The following is a 21,030-nucleotide window of genomic DNA, read 5'->3' as shown; positions in this document are numbered from 1 at the left end:
AAATTTCGAACTCGCCACGGCGTGGCTCAAACAAAGCGAAATTTTCCTAAAAATGCCAAGTCGTTCGGGCAATTTATACGGGGATTTTATTTGAGCGTTATTAGTTAAAAGCGCGGTGGAATTTTGGATTGTTTTTTGCTATGAAAAACGTTTGGGATTTTAACCGCACTTTCTTTTTCATGATGGTTCAAGCGTCCACGCTTGGACCAAAAGAAGCACCAGCGTGGACGCTGGCGCTATCAAAGGAGCAACAAAATATGAATCCATCCAAAGTCCAACGGGATAAATTGCAGCAACTAACGGATTTGCCGAATGTAGGCAAGGCAGTTGCGGAGGATTTGCAGAAACTGGGGATTAACACACCGCAGGATTTGTTGGGGCATGATGCTTATGCCATGTATTACACACTTTGTGAGTTAACCGGTATGCAGCATGATCCTTGTATGATAGATGTCTTTTTATCTTTAACTGATTTTATGCAAGGAAACGATCCGAAGCCTTGGTGGGCATTTACCGCACAACGTAAGGCGTATTTATCGCAATTAAGCAGATAATCGCCATATCTTCTGACAGAAACGTATCTATAGTAGGTTTACATAACATTTACAATAATTTTCGGAACTAAACGCTCTCTTTTTTGACTAAAGGCCGTTGCATTTGCAACACATCATGTTATCAAAGGACAACAACATTTATATTGAGGTCTATTATGTCAAAAAAACTTTTTGCTGAATTTTTCGGTACATTTTGGTTAGTTTTTGGTGGTTGCGGTAGCGCAATCTTTGCTGCTTCAGTCAACCTTGGTATTGGTTATGTCGGTGTTGCCCTTGCATTCGGCCTAACGGTATTAACCATGGCTTATGCAGTAGGCCATATTTCCGGAGGACATTTTAATCCGGCAGTGACACTTGGGTTAGTGGCAGGCGGTCGTTTTTCTGCTAAAGATGCGCTGCCATACATCGTTTCTCAAGTGATTGGTGGCTTGGCAGCAGGCGCTGCGCTTTACTGCATTGCTTCCGGCAAAGTGGGCTTTGATGTGACAGCCGGTTTTGCATCAAACGGCTATGGTGAACATTCTCCTAAAGGTTATTCTTTAGCTGCCGTATTTTTAGCTGAAGTATTATTAACCGCCTTCTTCTTGCTCATCATCATGGGCGCAACACATAAAAATGCCCCAGCGGGTTTTGCACCAATTGCGATTGGTTTAGCTTTAACCTTAATTCACTTAATTAGCATCCCTGTATCTAACACCTCCGTAAACCCGGCGCGTAGTACCGGAGTAGCATTATTCCAAGGCACTTGGGCAGTGGATCAATTATGGCTTTTCTGGGTAGCACCAATCATCGGTGGTATTTTGGGTGGTGTTATTTACCGCTCTTTATTAGACAAAAATAACTAAGATTTTACGTCATATAAAAAAAGCATCGTTAAGATGCTTTTTTTATAAATTAAAATTCTTATCTTCGATAGCTCAAACTTCCCAATAGCTCGCCCCCTCGGATAGCGCACGCTTCCCAGCATGTGCTGTAACTTCATGATGGTTCAAGCGTCCACGCTTGGACACAAAGAAGCACCAGCGTGGACGCTGGCGTTATCAAAGGGATCATAAAACATGAATTCCTCCAAAATTCAAAGAGATAAATTACAGCAACTGACGGATTTGCCAAATATAGTAGCGTGCATCTTGATGCACGACTAAACCACGCACGGAACGTTATTTAACTCTTTAGAGCATTCACGATGTCGTGCAACAAGTTGCACGCTACGATTCTGTATCTTATTAGATAGGCATAAAATCTATCTTACGAAAGCCCTCCCCATGATAGCGCACGCTTCCCGGCGTATGCTGTAACTTCATGATGGTTCAAGCGTCCACGCTTGGACCAAAGAAGCACTAGCGTGGACGCTGGCGCTATCAACGGCGACGCACGCTATCGATAAAGTCTAAATGATAAAACACGCTCAAAACCCACCGCACTTTAGGCATTTTTTCTCACATAGTCTGCCGCTTCGGCGATGAGTGCCTCGCTTGGTCTTTTGCAAGTGTAGTAGCGTGCATCTTGATGCACGACTAAACCACATACGGAACGTTATTTAACTCTTTTGGGCATTCACGATTTCGTGCAACAAGTTGCACGCTACGATTCTTTATCTCATGATGGTTCACGCGTCCACGCTTGGACCCAAAGAAGCACCAGCGTGGACGCTGGCGCTATCAACGGTGACGCGCGCTATCGATAAAGTCTAAATGATAAAACACGCTCAAAACCCACCGCACTTTAGGCATTTTTTCTCGCATAGTCTGCCGCTTCGGCGATGAGTGCTTCGCTTGGTCTTTTGCAAGTGTAGTAGCGTGCATCTTGATGCACGACTAAACCACATACGGAACGTTATTTAACTCTTTTGGGCATTCACGATTTCGTGCAACAAGTTGCACGCTACGATTCTTTATCTCATGATGGTTCAAGCGTCCACGCTTGGACCAAAGAAGCACTAGCGTGGACGCTGGCGCTATCAACGGCGACGCACGCTATCGATAAAGCCTAAATGATAAAACACGCTCAAAACCTACCGCACTTTAGGCATTTTTTCTCGCATAATCTGCCGCTTCGGCGATGAGTGCTTCGCTTGGTCTTTTGCCGGTATAGAGTTCAAATTGTTCGACGGCTTGTAACACAATCACTTCCGCGCCGGAGATGGTTTGTTTACCTAAGGCATGGGCGGTTTTGATTAATGGTGTGTCGGCAGGTTGAGCAACCACATCAAATGCGGTTTTGGCTTGACGGATCATGGCTTCGGGGAAGGCAAGATCGAAAGCTTCTTTTCCGCCTTTCATGCCGATTGGCGTGACGTTAACGAGAATCTCGGCAGTTTGGTTTTCGAGGGATGCGATATAACCGTAGCCATAAAGTGCGGCTAAATAGCTGCCTGTTTTTTCGTTGCGGGCGAAGACGTTGAGTTTTTCAAAGCCTGAATGTTTAAATGCCGCCACGACTGCTTTTGCCATGCCGCCGCTGCCATGCACGATTACACGGTCATTCTTATTCAATTGGTATTTTTCGATAAGTTTAACAATGGCAATATAGTCGGTGTTGTAGGCGCGTAAAACACCGTTGTCATTGACGATGGTATTGACCGATTCAATGGCTTGTGCGGAAGGGGAGATCTCGTCTAAAAATGGCATGCAACTTTCTTTGAAAGGCATGGACACTGCGCTTCCGCGAATACCTAAGGCTCGAATGCCTTTGACGGCATGTTCGATGTCATCGGTAGTGAAGGCTTTATAAATAAAATTCAAGCCGAGTTTTTGATAAAGATAATTGTGAAAGGTGGTGCCGAAATTACCGGGGCGACCGGAGAGGGACATACAGAGTTGGGTATCTTTGTTAAGCATAAGAAGTATTCCTTTTATAGATAAAGAAATGATTTCGTGAGTATAGCAGATGGCAAGTAAAACATTTGGAAAATCGACCGCACTTTTACGAATCATGCAAAAATAAGACGATTGGGCCCCATCTGAGCCGCCTGAGCGATTTGCAATTTTCGTTAAAAAAATTGCAAGTGAGCGAAGAATTGCGGTGAAGCTGGGGTCGCTTTTCTTTTGGTGACTTTTCTTTGGCGAAGCAAAGAAAAGTTACTCGCCCATCGGGCGAAATCCCGATAGTTGAGCCGCGATGACTGCCTGTCCTAAACTCAATCCCCCATCTCCCATCGGAAACTGATGCGCATTCAATACCTTTAATTCAGCCAAATGTTCTTTTATCAATCGCCGTAATAATTGGTTGTGCCATACGCCACCGGAAAGCACGATTGTTTTGCACTGGTGGCGTTGAGCCTGTTGGCGAGCCAACTGAGCGAAGCCTTCTGCCAACGCATAGTGAAAAATAAAGGCTTTGTCGGCGTTGGAAGAATCGAGCGTAATCCATGTTTGCCAGAAATAGGCAAGATCCAATTTATTTTCAGTGTTAAGTGGCATTAAGGTTGGAAGCTCAATTTTATCGAATGGCAAACTGGCGAGCACGGATTGAGAGGCAAGCACTTCTAATTGGCAGGCAGCTTCGCCTTCCCAGCTCAGTTGTGGTGGTGTGATGCCCAAGCCAAATGCTACTGCGTCAAATAAGCGACCTGCAGAGGAAATTCGTGGGCTATTCAGATTACGTTCAATGGCCTTAGCGATCAGTTGCCAGTCATAGTTGGCGCACGTTTGGGCGGCGATTTCTTGCCAATTTGGCACGAATTGATGCAAATGCGCTAACCAGTTGCGCCAAGGTTGTTTGGCGGCAAGATCGCCCCCCGGCAATGCCACCGCAGGTAGCCCCCCTAAATAATGGCAGTGTTTTTCATCAACCAACAGACATTCTCCGCCCCAAAGTTGTCCGTTTTCCCCCATGCCGATACCGTCTAACGCAAGCCCGATAACCTGTTCATGGCAATGATGTTCTGCCATGACGCTGACAATATGGGCGTGATGGTGGAGCACTTCTACATAAGGGATTTGATGTTGCGCTGCTAAGCATTTTCCTACTTCATGGGTGAAATAACCGGCGTGGGCATCAATGGCGATAAGTTCCGGTTTGAATTGGTAGATTTGGCAAAATAGCGCAATATTCGCTTCTAATTGCGACCGCACTTTTTCATTCGAGGTGTCGCCGATGTGTTGGCTGACGATGGCTTTATTTTGACGCAACAAACAGAACGTATTTTTTAAATCAGACCCTAATGCCAGCACATTGCGCACGCTGTGCTGATCCAATAGGGTTTCGTCAGGCACATAGCCCCTTGCGCGACGTAGGATTTCCATACCATCAAACGCCGCGCGCACTAAGGAATCGTCAGCGCGTTGCAAAATGTCGCGATTGTGGCAGAGGAAATAATCCGCCAAATCACTTAAATATTTATTCATAAGCTCACTCGTTCGCTTATTCACCCCTTCGGGGCCGTTGGCATAGCCAACGTTCAAAAAACGTTGTTTTTTGTCAACCGCACTTGGGTTTTCCAATACCGGCGGTTGTCCGCTTGGGTTGGCAGAGGTCATCACTAATGGGCGATTCACTTCTCTCAATAATAAATGCTGTAACGGGTTGCTTGGTAACATCACGCCGATTTCATTGAGTTGTGGTGCAATCTGTTCCGCTAATGAGGGAACTTTGTGTTTTGCCAATAGCACAATGGGCGCCGCGGTGCTGGTGAGTAATCTGATTTCTGTTTCCGTGAGACCCTTTAAAAAAGACACATCCGGCACCATCACTGCCAAGGGTTTGGTCGGGCGGTGTTTACGATCGCGCAGTAATTGCACGACATGGGTCTGGGTTGCATCACAGGCAAGATGAAAACCGCCAATGCCTTTTACTGCAACGATCTTGCCTTGTTGTAAGAAAAGTGCGGTGGTTTTTATTGGTGTTTTTTCATCGATAAGCGCGCCTTCTTGATTGCTTAACCAAACATGAGGGCCGCACACGGCACAGGCGTTCGGTTGCGCATGAAAACGACGGTCGGCAGGATTTTTATATTCTTCTGCACAATCAGGGCAGAGGGGAAAATCGGCCATTGAGGTGTTTTTACGATCGTAAGGAATGGCTTTAATGATGGTAAAGCGCGGGCCGCAATGGGTACAGTTCGTAAAAGGATAATGATAGCGCCGATTGGTCGGATCAAATAAATCCTTTAAACAGGCAGGGCAAGTGGCGGCATCGGGTACGATTTGGGTATCCATGGCGTTGTTTTCGCTTTCACGGATTTCAAAGCCTTCAAAGTGTGGTGGATTTTCCCACGGTTTTTCATGCTGCTGAATATCGGTAATCAGCGCAAGCGGGGGCAGTTGAGTTTGCAGATCATGCAAGAATTGTTGCAGTTGTTGCGCTGTTGGTTCAAGCAGGCGGATGAGTACGCCTTGTCCGTCGTTGTTGACATCGCCGCGTAATCCGTATTGATTCGCCAATAACCAGACGAAGGGACGAAATCCCACTCCTTGTACTTTGCCTTTTATGCGTAATTCAATGCCCTGCATATGTTTCCTGTTGCTATTACATTATCGCCACATGATGAAATGTGGCTATTTTAAGTGGCGCTATTTTAGCGTGCTTATTGCTTTGTGATGAGGAGCATTTCTAAAAAATGCCAAAACGATGATCTTCATCAAGAATCTCATGTCGTGATGCAATGGTAGTGAGAGGCTTGGCAGGTTTGCGCCAGTTTCCCCTTGAGATTCTCCCCAATTCGCACTAGACTACCGCCCTCTTTTTCAAACCAAATGTTCAATTATGCGTGTTGCCGATTTTTATTTTGATTTACCTGATGAGTTGATTGCCCGTTACCCTAAAACAGAGCGAACTGCCAGCCGTTTATTACAGTTGAATGGCGAAAACGGGGACATTTTCCACCGCACTTTTGCCGATGTGTTGGAGTTGATTCATCCGGGCGATTTGATGATCTTCAATAATACCCGTGTTATTCCTGCGCGGATGTTCGGGCGTAAAATCAGTGGCGGAAAAATAGAAGTGTTGGTGGAGCGCGTGTTAAGCGAATCCCGTTTTCTTGCCCATGTTCGCGCCTCTAAAGCGCCGAAAGAAGGCGCAGAACTGATTTTAGGTGAGGATAAATTAGGGGAAGGCAACGGTGTAAAAGCCACCATGATCGGTCGCCAAGGCAGTTTATTTGAAATTGAAATCGCTGAAAAACAGACCGCACTTTTTGACGTTTTACAACAAATCGGGCATATGCCTTTACCGCCTTATATTGATCGTCCTGACGAAGAAGCGGATCAAGAGCGTTATCAAACCGTTTATAACAAAGTGCCGGGGGCGGTTGCCGCACCGACAGCCGGTTTGCATTTTGATGATGAACTTCTAGCCAAACTCAAAGAGAAAGGCGTCAATTTAGCCTTTGTCACCTTGCATGTGGGCGCAGGAACGTTCCAACCGGTACGTGTTGAAAACATTGAAGATCATGTCATGCACGCAGAATACGTGGAAGTGCCGCAAGAGGTTTGCGATGCCATTCTAGCCACCAAGAAAGCCGGCAAGCGCGTGATTGCCGTGGGAACAACTTCTGTGCGTTCCATTGAAAGTGCTGCATTAGCGGCAGAAGAAAAACAAAGTGCAGCGTTAATTGAACCTTATTTTTCCGATACCTCTATTTTTATTTATCCGGGCAAAAAATTCCGCGTGATAGATTGTTTAATAACTAACTTCCATTTGCCGGAAAGCACGTTGATTATGTTGGTTTCTGCTTTCGCAGGATTTAGCCATACGATGAATGCGTATAAAAGTGCGGTGGAAAATCGCTATCGTTTTTTCAGTTATGGCGATGCGATGTTTATCAGCAAAAATCCCAATGTGAAGGGAATGGAATAGAAATTGACTTATTTTAAGTCAACACCTACAATAAAAAACAAGGAATGGCGGGAACCATTCCTTGCGGCATCAACTACTATGAGCCAGTGCTACTTTTCAATAACAGGCAAAGTAGAATAATGATGACCAACTTAATGATAAATGTAGTCATATTTTTATCCTTATGATTACAAACAAGGATCTACTAATCTAGCCCGACAGCGGCAACTGGCGGACTATCATTAGTAGAGTCCGCCTCTGTTCCTAAGAACATTGCAAAAATTATAGCATGAAGCCTGTATATTTAAACAGGCTTTTTTATTGACTAAAAACCTTCGAACTGTTTATTCGTTGAGGAAATAAAATGAAGTATGAATTAGATAAAACCAGTGGCAACGCCCGTCGTGGTCGCTTGGTATTTGAACGCCCACAAGGCACCTTTACGGTTGAAACCCCAGCGTTTATGCCGGTAGGCACTTATGGCACGGTAAAAGGTATGACACCGGAAGAAGTTCGTGCGACCGGTGCAGAAATCCTCCTTGGTAACACCTTCCATTTATGGCTTCGCCCAGGGCAAGAAGTCATGCGTAAACATGGTGATTTGCACGATTTTATGCAATGGCATCGTCCTATCCTCACCGATTCCGGTGGTTTCCAAGTCTTCAGTTTGGGCAAGTTGCGCAAAATTACTGAAGAAGGCGTGAAATTCCAAAACCCAATCAACGGTGAACGCATTTTCTTATCACCGGAAAAATCCATGGAAATCCAATATGATTTGGGCTCTGACATTGTGATGATTTTCGATGAATGCACACCCTACCCTGCAACGTTTGACTACGCCAAAAAATCCATGGAAATGTCTTTACGTTGGGCACAACGCAGCCGCAACCGTTTTGATGAATTAGGTAACAAAAACGCACTATTTGGTATTATCCAAGGTGGTACATTTGAAGAATTACGCAAAGTGTCCTTGGAAGGCTTGGTGAACATTGGCTTTGATGGTTATGCCGTGGGCGGTTTGGCCGTGGGTGAACCGAAAGAAGATATGCACCGCATTTTGGAATACATTTGCCCGCAAATTCCTGCCGACAAACCACGCTATTTAATGGGCGTGGGTAAACCGGAAGATTTAGTGGAAGGCGTACGCCGCGGCATCGATATGTTCGACTGTGTCATGCCAACCCGTAATGCACGTAACGGTCATTTATTCGTCACCGACGGCATCGTGAAGATCCGCAACGCCAAATACAAAGACGACACCAGTCCGTTAGATCCGCACTGTGATTGCTACACCTGTAAGCATTACACCAAAGCCTATTTGTATCATTTGGATAAATGCGGCGAAATCCTCGGGGCGCGCCTAAACACCATCCACAACTTGCGTTATTACCAACGTTTAATGGCGGAAATTCGCCAAGCCATTGAAGAAGATCGCTTTGATGATTTCGTGGTGGAGTTTTATGCGAGAATCAGCAAGCCTGTTCCGCCGTTACAACTTGCAGAAACAGAAAAATAATCAGTTAAAAATTATCTATAAAAGTGCGGTGAAAAATTGACGTGTTTTTTCCACCGCACTTTCATCTCTCACAGGAGTTCCTATGCAAATCCTTGAACCTCAAAAATTCGCCAGTTGGAATGAACCCATTGAAATGTTGTATGCCTGCCATAGCAAAGTGAAACGTTTTTGTCGGCAGTTGACGATTTTGCCTGATTATTTGGCAAAAAACGGTTGTAATCAGGCGGTGAAAAATGACGTTCAGCAAATTCTCAACTATTTCAATCAGTCAGCCCCGTTGCACCATGATGATGAGGAAAAAGATTTTTTCCCACTGTTGGTAAAATATGTGCCGGAGGCGCAAAAAGACATTGATGAATTAGAAAGACAGCACGTGACCTTGCATGATAACTGGGCAAAATTATCTGAACAGTTGCAAGCCTTGTTGACTGGCGATCGAGAGAATGTCGATATAGCATTGATCAACAATGTGGTGTCAGGTTACGACAAACATATCGCCTTGGAAGAGCCATTATTTGAGCTTGGTAAACAACATTTGTCGGAATCGGAATTACGCGAAATCGGTGACATCATGAGCGCCCGTCGTCGCGTACAACCCTAAACCATCGTTGATTTAAACCATGGAATATCAACTTGATACGCGTGAGTATCGTTGTCCTCTGCCGTTATTGATGACAAAAAATGCCGTCAACACATTAGCTCCAAATGATGTATTGACGGTGTGGCTTGCTGCGGAAAGTGACATCGAAGATTTTCGTTTATTTTGCGAAGCACAGCAGTTATTTATTGATTTTGAGGATCAGGCGCAACGCATATTGAAAATTAAGAAGAAATGTGAATAACTGATTAAAAGGCCGCGAAAGTGCGGCCATTTTTTCACTTAATTTTAAACAAGGGAAAGAAAAAAGCCCTTTCAAAGGGGGGAAGTAAGGGCTTAATAAGTTTGGAGTCATTTTGTTAGGACACGTTTATACTACAACATGCAATTAACAATATAAACAAATAATTAACAAAATATTAACTTTTCTTTTCGTGCGGGTTGCGCGTGTTGGTATCAACCAAATTTCGCATGAGCAACGCATAGTCTAAATGAATGTCTTGCGGCACATCTAAAAAGACAAAATGCCCGTCGCCCAAAGCGGCATCGACTTCCGCATTTTTACGGTTGAGCATTTTGTTGATTTTAAACACGATATTGCCTTGTGGTGTCATCATTTCCACTTCATCGCCAAGCAAGAATTTGTTCTTCACCGCCACTTCCGCCATGCCCTGCTCATTACGTTTGCCGGTAAATTCGCCGACAAATTGTTGACGGTCAGAAATGGAATAGCCGTAGTCGTAATTTTGGTATTCATCGTGGGTGTGGCGGCGTAGAAAACCTTCGGTATAACCACGGTGGGCGAGAGATTCTAAAGTCTCCATCAAGCTTTCATCAAAGGGTTTGCCGGCAGCCGCATCATCAATGGCTTTGCGATACACTTGGGCGGTACGGGCGCAGTAATAGAAGGATTTGGTACGGCCTTCGATTTTTAAGGAATGTACCCCAAGTGCGGTGAGTTTTTCCACATGTTGCACGGCGCGTAAATCTTTCGAGTTCATGAAGTAAGTGCCGTGTTCATCTTCAAAGGCGGTCATTTGCTCATCAGGATTTTGCGCTTCAGTGTAAAGGAACACTTTATCGGTCACTGCGCCTTCTCCTAGGGTTGGGGCAACATTTTTCACTTCAATCTGTTGGCTCGGGTCGAATTTCGGCACGATATTGCCTACATCATCCACTTTGCCTTCTTCCATTTTGTATTCCCAACGACAGGCATTCGTGCAGGTGCCTTGGTTTGGATCGCGTTTGTTGATATAGCCGGAAAGGAGGCAGCGGCCGGAATACGCCATGCAAAGTGCGCCGTGTACGAAAATTTCCAGTTCAATATCCGGCACTTGTTGGCGGATTTCGGCGATTTCATCAAGAGACAGTTCGCGAGATAAAATCACGCGGGTCAACCCCATTTGTTTCCAGAATTTCACGGTCGCCCAGTTCACCGCATTGGCTTGCACGGAAAGGTGAATATCGATGTCAGGGAAGTGTTCACGTACCAGCATAATCAAACCGGGATCGGACATGATCAGCGCATCCGGTTCCATGTCGATAACCGGTTGTAAATCCTTAATAAAAGTTTTGAGTTTGGAATTGTGCGGCGCAATGTTCACCACGACATAGAACTTTTTGCCGAGCGCATGGGCTTCATCGATGCCGATTTTTAAATTAGCGTGATTAAATTCATTATTGCGTACACGTAAACTGTAACGCGGTTGACCGGCATACACAGCGTCTGCGCCATAAGCAAAGGCATAGCGCATATTTTTTAAGGAGCCGGCAGGAGAAAGTAATTCAGGTTTAAATGGGGTTGTCATAAACGTCTCTTCTTATCTGATTTCAAGTCAGGAATTTGCACAAGGCAAATCGTAAAAACGGGTATTGTAGGCAGATTTTGAGGTTTGTAAAGCATAAGTGCGGTGGAAAAATTTACCGTTTATACGCAACAAACCCATGTTTTTTAAATGACGCGATTTTCTTACTGAAATTTCCTGACGGCTACGCTAAAATCATCCTCTTTCTCATTAATCGCAATCAGTCAGCCATGGAAAAAAAACTCACAAAAGCATTTGATGCCATCGATATCAAAATCCTAAATGAATTACAGCGCAATGGAAAAATCTCTAATATTGATTTGTCCAAAAAGGTTGGATTATCACCAACACCTTGCTTAGAGCGTGTAAAACGTTTAGAAAAACAAGGTGTTATTATGGGTTACCGTGCGCTGCTGAATCCGGAACTATTGGATTCGCCTTTACTGGTGATCGTTGAAATTACCTTAGTTCGCGGCAAGCCGGATGTGTTTGAAGAGTTTAATTTAGCCGTTCAACAACTGGAAGAAATTCAAGAATGCCACTTAGTTTCCGGAGATTTTGATTATTTGTTAAAAACGCGCGTGGCAGATATGGCGGCTTACCGCAAATTGCTAGGAACAACGTTGCTGCGCTTGCCGGGCGTGAACGATACTCGTACTTATGTGGTCATGGAAGAAGTCAAACAGACGAATTTTTTACAATTAAAACAAAAGTAAAACCCTCACTTATGATAAAAAAACACACATTAGCGCATTTTTCTTTGAAAACCTACTTAGGCAATTTACTGCTCGGATTGACCGCACTTTTCGGGCTTTATTTAATTATTGCTTGGTCGGGCTATACCCCATTAGACAACTCATGGGCGACCTCCAGTTTTTCATCAGAAACCATCAACAAAGCCGGCGCACTGGGTGCATGGTTTGTGGATTTATTTTTCGTTTTTTTCGGCTATATCGGCAATCTTATTCCGTTTAGCTTATGTTTTATTCCCCTGTATTTACTTCGCACCCAACGCCTCAATCACCTAACCGGAACGAAAGTGGCATTGCGCTCTTTCGGTTTTATTTTACTCTTATGTGGCTTAACAGTAATTTGCACGTTATCGCTCAACAATACCGCCAGTTACCTTGCTGGTGGCGTGTTGGGCGGAAGCTTAACGTTAAACTTATATCCGAGTTTGGGTAAATTCGGCTTGCTTTGCCTTGCGGTGGTATTTGCCGTGATAGGGTTTATCTTCTGTTCAGGCGCCTCTTTTATTCGCCTGATCGTGCGTTTTTATCAGTGGCTTACCATGCAAAATTCACCGGAAACGCCCCCGACTATACACGAACACGTGATGCCACAAACCGAGGTTACAGCGGAAATGCCGGCTGCAGCGTCTTCTTCAGAAATCCCGCAGGCGCCGCTCGCCAAAGAAAATCAAACAACGTCTCAACCGTCGTCTTCCTTAACAAGGGCACCGATTACTATTCATGGATTACAAACGGTTGCCCAATCTGCGGATAACAACACGACGCCACTAACAACAGCGCCGCCACAAACAGAAGCAAAAACCTTTACTGTCACGGATTTTGAGCCAACCGAACCGTTGCCTCATGTAAGTATTGCGCAACAACAAAACAACGTGCCACCTCAGGCAACACCGGTTTCTACGCGCTCAATGACCGAGACAAATCGTCAACTAGAGACACAAAGTGCGGTCGATTTTGCATCAGATTTTTACACGCCCAATTTTAGCGAAGATAATGTGATTCCGTCAGTTTCGTTAGTTTATCCTAAAGCAGACTCACCTTCACATGGAGAACAGGCGCCTGACAATCCATTAGATCGCCAACTTATTGCGCAAGAACAACAACGCTCACAAGAAATGGAACAGCGTACACAAACCATGAGTACGCAAGAGGTCTCTCCGCAAATGGTGCAAGAACCTGAATTACCGACCACGACGCCGGAAAGCGTAGCCTATAAACCTTATGGCAATTCATTGGTGCATCCAGCCTTCCAACAACACAGTAGTCGTTTGGAAAAACCCACTACCCCATTACCTAGCTTGGATTTATTAGAACATCATCATTCACAAGCACAAAATATTACCCAAGAAGAAATTGTGGAAACCTCACAACGCATTGAGCAGCAATTACGTAATTTTAACGTCAAGGCCAAAGTGAAGGATGTCTTAATCGGCCCGGTGGTGACGCGCTATGAACTGGAGTTAGATCCCGGTGTGAAAGCCTCCAAAGTCACCGGTTTGGATACGGATTTGGCGCGCGCATTGATGTTTCGTTCCATTCGTGTGGCAGAAGTGATCCCCGGCAAACCGTATATCGGCATTGAAACACCAAATGATCACCGCCAAATGGTGCCTCTGCGAGATGTTTTAGACAGCGATGAATTCCGCCATTCCAAAGCCTTGCTTTCGATGGCGTTAGGGAAAGACATTAGCGGCAAACCGGTCGTTGTGGATTTAGCCAAAATGCCACATTTACTCGTGGCAGGGACAACCGGTTCCGGGAAGTCTGTCGGGGTTAACACTATGATTTTAAGCTTGCTGTACCGTGTAAAACCGGAAGAGGTGAAATTCATCATGATCGACCCAAAAGTGGTGGAGCTTTCTATTTACAACGACATTCCACACCTATTGACCCCGGTAGTCACGGACATGAAAAAAGCCGCGAATGCTTTACGCTGGTGCGTAGATGAAATGGAACGCCGTTATCAATTATTGTCGGCTTTGCGCGTGCGCAATATTGAAGGATTCAATGAAAAAATCGATGAATATAATGCCTTAAATATGCCGATCCCGAATCCGTTATGGCGTCCGGGGGATTCCATGGATTCACTCGCACCGCCGTTAGAAAAACTCAGTTATATCGTCGTGATTGTGGATGAATTTGCTGATTTAATGATGGTTGCCGGCAAACAGGTGGAAGAACTCATCGCCCGTTTAGCCCAAAAGGCGCGTGCCATCGGTATTCACCTGATTCTAGCCACTCAACGTCCATCTGTTGATGTGATTACCGGCTTAATCAAAGCTAACGTGCCAAGCCGTATTGCGTTTACCGTGGCAACGAAAATCGACTCTCGCACGATTTTAGATGCGGTTGGTGCTGAATCCTTGTTAGGCAAAGGCGATATGCTCTATTCTCCGCAAGGTTCTACTGAATTAATCCGAATTCATGGTGCCTTCATGAGTGATGATGAGGTCGTACGTGTCGTGGACGATTGGAAAGCGCGCGGCAAACCCAATTACATTGATGGCATCTTAGACGGCGCAGATGAAGAGGTTGGTGATGGCGAGTACAATGCGGATCGTTCCGGTGACATTGATGAATTATTTGACGATGTCGTGGAATTTGTCGTCAGCACCGGCACGACTTCAATTTCCGCCATTCAGCGTCGCTTCCGGGTAGGCTTTAACCGTGCCGCCAATATTATGGATCAGCTGGAAGAACAAGGCATCGTTTCCGCCGCTCAAAATGGAAAACGTGAAGTTTTAGCGCGTAGTTCGGAATATTAATGACACTTAACATATTAAACCGCACTTTATTTTATCTCCCTCGTAGCGTGCAACTTGTTGCACGAAATCAGGAATCGTTGATGTGAAGAATGACGTTCAAAGTTACATTGGGTCAATCCGCGAACGGCACAGTATTCGATAAATCCGTGGGCGACATCGTGTGCGGTGTGGAATCTGTCGTGCATCAAGATGCACGCTATTATGTCTTACTATATTAAATCCCAAAAAGTGCGGTGGATTTCAACAACGTTTAAAACGTCAGAAAAATCCACCGCACTTTATTTTATGCAGCCCCGTAGAGTGCAACTTGTTGCACGAAATCAAGAATCGTTGATGTGAAGAATGACGTTCGAAGTTACATTGGGTCAATCCGCGAACGGCAGGATATTCGATAAATCTGTGGGCGACATTGTGTGCGGCGTAGAATCCGTCGTGCATCAAGATGCACGCTACAAAAAATGCCGATCGGTGTTCACTGATCGGCATTGTATTTGAAAGGTATTATCGCATTATTTGCGTTTTATTTTTTGTGAAGAGGTTGTTCCTAACTCTTCTTGAATACCTAAAATTTCACCAAATGCATCAAGTAATTGTTGTTTATTTCTGACAACGTAGTAGTAATCATCTACACACCGTTTCCATGCATGGTAAGTTGACTCATTTCCATTTGCTGCCGGATCATAAGAAATCGCAATAAACGCCAATCTTGTATCCTGTTTTTGGTAGTTAGGATCTTGCAATTTATTCAATCTATCCTTGATCTTGGTACACATCCCTTTCTTCTCAAAATCAATAAAAGCACCACCGTATGGGAAGTTATCATATCCATCAGATAAAACAATCATTACTTTTTTTGAATTTTTTCCAATTTGATTTAATTTAGCTCGATAAGCAGGATCTTCAGCTACCATAGCGTTGGTTGCCATTAACATACCCGAAGAAGCATTTGTCCAGTTATTAGGAAGCATTGCATTTAATTCATCTACGAGTGCTTTCTGTCCATTTTCTCCTTCAAACCAAGCTTGAGTTGTAACAGTTGATGTCTCATTTGCTTTTCCTGGGCAAGTATAAGTAATAGTGTCTCCATGAGGTATATCAAGGACAATACCGTATTTTCTTAGTTTTCCATCAAACCCATCGATCTGATTAATCGTCTTTTGTATATCAATGTAGTCGTTTTTTATCATCTCGGTAGCTGTATCAAACTTCCATTCTTCAATAAGAATTTTTATGGCCTCTTCCCTTGTATCCTCAGCTTTGCACGTATGCACGACTATCTCTCTGTCACCCTTCTTTTGATGCTCTTCTTTACAATCATGGAAGTAATCATCCTTACGGCCATGCTTTTTAGCCATAGCTTTTACAAATTCTTTGTTAGGATTCTCACTCCATTCTAAAAGTGGAACTTCATAGGAAATTATCTTCTCAGCTTCCCCTGTTTTAGGCAAAATAGGAATTTGACAATGCTTATCATTCCACTGCCGAGATCCAGCATTAAAAAGTGTAAACCCCATACGATTATAACCTGCCTTGGCTCCGGCTAATATCACAGTACTAACCTCATCAACAACTTGCTTTAATACCTCTGCCTTAGATGGTTTGCTATTTCCGTTGTTTAAATCCTCATTCATTGACCCCGAAAAATCGGAGACTAACATTACCTCCATCGGAACACCGCTACTCTGTTTAACCGCATAAGACACTCCAGAATTCACAGGCAGACGACTATCTGGGCTTTTTACCCATTCATTAATTATATTAAAACCATTTTTACGACGCACATCTCCCTGCACAGAGCAAATAACCCCCCCCTCACTTTTTACGGATTTACTGAGCGGTTCACAAAGGGCAGTAAAATCTTTTGTAATGGTAATTGGTGCGCTTGCGCCTTCACCGTAAGAACGCAAATACAGTTTCACTGTGTCTTGCACTAATTCTTGATTACGTTTTGCCACTCTCGTGCTAAATTGCTTGTCTGCCGGCAGTGCTTTTTCTTGCGCTGTTAAATTTTGGCGCATGAGATCACTGTGATCCTTTTTGGCACGAAATTCGTTATTCTCCGCTGTCAACAATAAGGCGGCTTGGTCGGTGGCTTGTGATAAACGGGTTTTATCAAGCAAAATACCGGTGGTTTCTACGGTAAATGCCACAAGCATGATCAACGGCAATAACAATAGTGCCGTCATCACACCATATACCCCTTGTTGATCGAGGTAAAATGCTTTTAATTTTTGTGATAAACGTGAAAGAAAGCTTTCTGTTACGCTCATAACATGAACTCCAAAGTTAATTTAAATACTGAATTAGCACACTTATTCATTGAAACTTTTCTCATTAAAGATCAGAATCCATACAGACTTGTGCAGATTCTACACTATTTGGAAGTCAGAGGGGAAGATTTACACAAATTTTACATTGTTTTTTGCTTTGTTTTATCGGCAGCCATTAGCTCCGTTTACGTGCCAGTAGCCACCATGTAATCGCTAAGAATAACATACTCGGCATCAGCGCACCGATTAATGGGGTCGTATTGTAAACCAAGCTGAATTTGCCGAACAGTTCGTTCACCACATAAAACAAGAAGCCAAAACAAATCCCAATGAGAATCCGTGCGCCGGCAGTGACGCTACGCAACGGACCAAAAATAAAGGAGAGTGCTAACATCATCATCACGCCCACAGAAATGGGTTGAAACAACTTGCGCCAATAGGTGAGCTCAAAGTTTTTTGAATCCTGCCCCGTTTCTTTTAAGAAGGTGATGTAATTAGATAATCCCGAAATGGACAATGATGTTGGTCTTAAAGATGCCACGCCCAGTTTGTCTGGGGTTAAATTGGTTTGCCATTCTTCATTTAAGCGGTTGACCGTGTTGACTCCCTCTGGTTGAATGATAGATTCATTGACTTGTTGTAACATCCACTTGCCGTCATTAAATGTGGCCTGATTAGCGTGCTTGAGTTTTTCCAAGCGGCGTTGTTCGTTAAAGGTGTAAATATAAATATCATGCAATTCTATGTCATCGGAAATGCTGCGAACATACACGAAATTGTTGCCATCTTTCGCCCAAATGCCGTTTTTTACCGATAACATCGATCCGCCGGAAATGGCTTTGGAACGCATATCACGGGCAAATTGTTCGGTTTGCGGAATGCCCCATTCGCCAATCATCATGGTCAATAAAACTAACGGAATGGTGGTTTTCATCACGGCAAGACCAATTCGCATACGGGAAAAACCGGAAGACTGCATGACGACCAATTCACTCCGGCTGGCAAGGTTGCCTAAGGCGATTAATGCGCCCAATAAGGCTGCCATGGGAAAAAACGTTTCCACATCTTTTGGCATGGTCAATACGGTGTAGGCAATCGCTTGCCAAATATCATAAGTGCCTTTACCGACGCTACGAAATTGCTCCACAAATTTAATGATCGCAGACAAGCCTACCAACATGAATAACGTGGCAAAAATCGTGCCTAAAATGCTTTTACCGATATAGCGTTCTAATGTATTCATCATGTTTATCCTTGTTTTGCCGTCTTGCCGAAGGAATAACGAATGCGATACATAAACGCACTATGCCAACTATTCAAGAAAATCGCAAAAGCGAAAAAGGCAATATTCACTAACGGCATGAACAACGAGGCATCTAATTTGCCTGCGCTGCCGGCAGACTTCAGCGAGCTTTGTAATAGGAAGTAAATCAAATATAACAACAACGCCGGCAATACTTTGGCAAAGCGGCCTTGACGTGGATTCACACGGCTTAACGGCACTGCCAGCAATGCCATAATCGGCACCGCGAGAATCAAGGTTAGACGCCAATGAAACTCGGTTTTCATCGCCGGCGTATTGGCATTCCACAATTGCATAATGTCCATTTCACCGGCTTCATCGACATCCTCTGCCACAGTTTTATGGCCTAAATAAGCTTGATATTCGTCAAAATGCGTAATGCGAAAATCGGGCAAAATTGCCGTACCTTCAAAACGATCACTATTTTGCAAATTTAAGATCTGATCACCGTTTGGCAAGGCTTTTAATTCGCCTTTTTCCGCCACAATCACGGAAGGCTTGCTCTGCCCTTTTGGCTGGGTTTGGAAGACATAAACGTTATTGATTTGATTATCTTGAATATTATCAATGAACAACACGAAATCGCTGCTATTTGCCGTCATAAATTGACCGGCAGACAATGCCCCCATATTCGGATTGGCTTTCGCTTCTTCTACAATTTCCGTTTGCTTATGAATCGCCCACGGCGTCAACCATAAGGCATTGTAAGCCGCCACCGCAGCAGTAAACAAAGACAGGATCAAGACGACTTTAATCAAAATGCCTTGACCAATACCGCAAGCGCGCATGACGGTAATTTCACTTTCGGCATAGAGCCGCCCAAGGGTCAACAAAATCGCGATGAATAAACAAAGCGGCAACATTAATTGCGCCATGGTTGGCATCCCTAACCCGAGCAAGGAAAACACCAAATCGGCAGGCACTTGTCCATTCGCTGCAGAACCCAACACGCGCACCAACTGTTGGCAGAAAAAAATCAGCAGCAAAATGAACAAAATCGCTATTTGGCTTTTAAAAACTTCTTTCGTTAAATATCTGGTTAAAATCACGTTATTGCCTATTTTTTCTCTTGCTATTTCAGCAAAAGAGATTAAATTCGTTGCATTTGACACGGGCAAATTAAGTGCAAGCCCGAAATAATAAGTGGCGTATAATACCTTAAATTTGACATTGAAAACAGAAAAATAAGCGAGGAAAACATGAACTACAGCGCGCAACAAGTCGCCATAAACACATCTGCCGATTGCCTGATTGTCGGCGTTTTTGAAGAGAAAACCCTATCACCAAGTGCGGTTAAAATTAATGACATTTCACAAAATTACCTCAGCCGACTTGTCGAAAGTGGCGAAGTTAGCGGCAAATTAGGCGAAACGACATTATTACGCCATCTTCCCAACATTGCCGCCGAACGTGTGTTACTAGTGGGTTGTGGCAAAGCAGGTGAACTAAATGAACGCCAATATAAACAACTCATCCAAAAAACCGTCCAAGCCCTAAAAACTACCCAAGCTAAAAGTGCGGTCAGTTTTTTAACTGAAATTCCACTTAATCAACGGGCGCTTTACTGGAACATCCGCTTTGCTATTGAAACCATCGAACAGGATTTATATCAATTCACTCAATTCAAGAGTCAAAAAATAGCAGAAAAATCCACCGCACTTTGCGAACTGATTTTTAACGTTGATACCGATGAACTGGCACTCGCCGAACAAGCGATCCAACACGGTTGCGCGATTAGCTTGGGCGTGCGCCTTGCTAAAGATGTGGCAAATTGCCCGCCGAATGTGTGCAACCCGGCTTATTTGGCAGACAAAGCGCTAAACTTAGCCGAAACCTCACCACTGATTAAAACCACTATTGTGGGTGAAGCCGAGATGGAAAAACTGGGTATGGGTGCCTATCTTGCCGTATCACGCGGCGCGCACAACGAGGCGAAATTAACCATTATGGAATACCGTAATGCGCCAACCCCGAATACGAAACCGATTGTGTTAGTGGGCAAAGGCTTAACCTTCGATGCCGGCGGAATTTCCCTCAAACCAGCAGCGGATATGGATGAAATGAAATACGACATGTGTGGCGCGGCTTCCGTTTTTGGCGTGATGAATGCCTTAGCACAACTACAGTTACCATTAAACGTGATCGGTGTCATGGCAGGCTGTGAAAATCTCCCTGACGGCAACGCTTATCGCCCAGGCGATATTCTCACCACCATGAACGGCTTAACCGTGGAAGTCTTAAACACCGATGCGGAAGGTCGCTTGGTGCTATGTGATACACTCACTTACGTAGAACGTTTTGATCCTGAACTGGTCATTGACATTGCTACTTTAACAGGGGCTTGTGTCGTGGCGTTAGGGCAACACAACAGCGGTTTGGTTTCCACCCATGACGACATCGCCGCTGCGCTTGAACAAGCGGCACAACAAAGCGCCGACAAAGCATGGCGTTTGCCGTTAAGCGAAGAATATCAAGAACAGCTGAAATCCAACTTTGCCGATTTAGCCAATATCGGCGGACGATGGGGCGGTGCTATCACAGCAGGGGCGTTCCTCGCCAATTTCACCAAGAAATACCCATGGGCGCACCTCGACATTGCCGGTACAGCATGGCTACAAGGTGCAAACAAAGGCGCTACCGGCAGACCGGTGTCGTTGTTGATGCAGTTCTTATTAAATCAAGTAAAATAA

The 21,030-nt window shown here is 44.4% G+C and carries 16 protein-coding genes; 10 read left to right on the top strand and 6 right to left on the bottom strand.

The genetic code is table 11. The features are described 5' to 3' along the window. Positions 1-140 precede the first annotated feature (140 nt). Together J5X96_RS04175 and aqpZ are read left to right on the top strand one after the other, a co-directional pair. Positions 141-554 (top strand): helix-hairpin-helix domain-containing protein, encoded by a 414-nt coding sequence (locus J5X96_RS04175; protein WP_245193479.1) that lies wholly within the window; start codon positions 141-143, stop codon positions 552-554. A gap of 155 nt (positions 555-709) precedes the next feature. Continuing rightward, positions 710-1,399, top strand: coding sequence for an aquaporin Z (aqpZ, locus tag J5X96_RS04170; protein ID WP_209364487.1), 690 nt, complete (start codon positions 710-712; stop codon positions 1,397-1,399). A gap of 1,179 nt (positions 1,400-2,578) precedes the next feature. On the opposite strand, the gene J5X96_RS04165 is transcribed toward aqpZ, so the two are convergent. Then, entirely contained in the window at positions 2,579-3,394 is an 816-nt protein-coding gene (locus J5X96_RS04165) for a shikimate 5-dehydrogenase (protein ID WP_209364486.1), read from the bottom strand. 240 nt (positions 3,395-3,634) lie between these two features. Further along, on the bottom strand, positions 3,635-6,007 hold the full coding sequence (locus J5X96_RS04160; protein WP_209364485.1) for a carbamoyltransferase HypF: 2,373 nt from the start codon (positions 6,005-6,007) through the stop codon (positions 3,635-3,637). Positions 6,008-6,260: 253 nt separating this feature from the next. Between J5X96_RS04160 and queA the strand changes: the two genes are divergently transcribed. From queA to J5X96_RS04140, 4 genes are all read left to right on the top strand, one after another. Next, complete coding sequence (gene queA, locus J5X96_RS04155; RefSeq protein ID WP_209364484.1) at positions 6,261-7,352, top strand: tRNA preQ1(34) S-adenosylmethionine ribosyltransferase-isomerase QueA; 1,092 nt, start codon at positions 6,261-6,263, stop codon at positions 7,350-7,352. A gap of 343 nt (positions 7,353-7,695) precedes the next feature. Then, complete coding sequence (gene tgt, locus J5X96_RS04150; protein ID WP_209364483.1) at positions 7,696-8,847, top strand: tRNA guanosine(34) transglycosylase Tgt; 1,152 nt, start codon at positions 7,696-7,698, stop codon at positions 8,845-8,847. Positions 8,848-8,929: 82 nt separating this feature from the next. Further along, on the top strand, positions 8,930-9,448 hold the full coding sequence (locus tag J5X96_RS04145) for a hemerythrin domain-containing protein (RefSeq protein ID WP_209364482.1): 519 nt from the start codon (positions 8,930-8,932) through the stop codon (positions 9,446-9,448). A 19-nt stretch (positions 9,449-9,467) separates the two neighbouring features. Then, positions 9,468-9,689 (top strand): sulfurtransferase TusA family protein, encoded by a 222-nt coding sequence (locus tag J5X96_RS04140; RefSeq protein ID WP_209364481.1) that lies wholly within the window; start codon positions 9,468-9,470, stop codon positions 9,687-9,689. Positions 9,690-9,864: 175 nt separating this feature from the next. Here J5X96_RS04140 and yegQ read toward each other — a convergent pair whose 3' ends face one another. Continuing rightward, complete coding sequence (yegQ, locus tag J5X96_RS04135; RefSeq protein WP_209364480.1) at positions 9,865-11,253, bottom strand: tRNA 5-hydroxyuridine modification protein YegQ; 1,389 nt, start codon at positions 11,251-11,253, stop codon at positions 9,865-9,867. A 227-nt stretch (positions 11,254-11,480) separates the two neighbouring features. Between yegQ and lrp the strand changes: the two genes are divergently transcribed. The 3 genes from lrp (at position 11,481) to J5X96_RS09810 (ending at position 14,985) form a co-directional block, all read left to right on the top strand. Then, complete coding sequence (gene lrp / locus J5X96_RS04130) at positions 11,481-11,966, top strand: leucine-responsive transcriptional regulator Lrp (protein WP_033002642.1); 486 nt, start codon at positions 11,481-11,483, stop codon at positions 11,964-11,966. An 11-nt stretch (positions 11,967-11,977) separates the two neighbouring features. Continuing rightward, positions 11,978-14,767, top strand: coding sequence for a DNA translocase FtsK (locus J5X96_RS04125; protein ID WP_209364479.1), 2,790 nt, complete (start codon positions 11,978-11,980; stop codon positions 14,765-14,767). A gap of 89 nt (positions 14,768-14,856) precedes the next feature. Beyond that, positions 14,857-14,985, top strand: coding sequence for a hypothetical protein (locus tag J5X96_RS09810; protein ID WP_256436925.1), 129 nt, complete (start codon positions 14,857-14,859; stop codon positions 14,983-14,985). 291 nt (positions 14,986-15,276) lie between these two features. Here J5X96_RS09810 and J5X96_RS04120 read toward each other — a convergent pair whose 3' ends face one another. The 3 genes from J5X96_RS04120 to lptF form a co-directional block, all read right to left on the bottom strand. Continuing rightward, positions 15,277-17,037, bottom strand: a complete 1,761-nt coding sequence (locus tag J5X96_RS04120) for a vWA domain-containing protein (protein ID WP_209364478.1) — start codon at positions 17,035-17,037, stop codon at positions 15,277-15,279. Between the two features lie 175 nt (positions 17,038-17,212). Continuing rightward, positions 17,213-18,280 carry an LPS export ABC transporter permease LptG gene (gene lptG / locus J5X96_RS04115; protein WP_198009770.1) on the bottom strand — a complete coding sequence of 356 codons (1,068 nt, stop codon included), beginning with the start codon at positions 18,278-18,280 and terminating at the stop codon, positions 17,213-17,215. A gap of 5 nt (positions 18,281-18,285) precedes the next feature. Further along, entirely contained in the window at positions 18,286-19,389 is a 1,104-nt protein-coding gene (lptF, locus tag J5X96_RS04110) for an LPS export ABC transporter permease LptF (protein ID WP_209364761.1), read from the bottom strand. A 150-nt stretch (positions 19,390-19,539) separates the two neighbouring features. Here lptF and J5X96_RS04105 point away from each other — a divergent pair, with 150 nt between their 5' ends. Further along, positions 19,540-21,030 (top strand): leucyl aminopeptidase, encoded by a 1,491-nt coding sequence (locus J5X96_RS04105; RefSeq protein ID WP_209364477.1) that lies wholly within the window; start codon positions 19,540-19,542, stop codon positions 21,028-21,030.

This window comes from Aggregatibacter sp. 2125159857, from assembly GCF_017798005.1.
In the GTDB taxonomy this organism is placed as follows: Bacteria; Pseudomonadota; Gammaproteobacteria; order Enterobacterales; family Pasteurellaceae; genus Aggregatibacter.
This window is presented reverse-complemented; position numbering and strand designations above follow the sequence as displayed.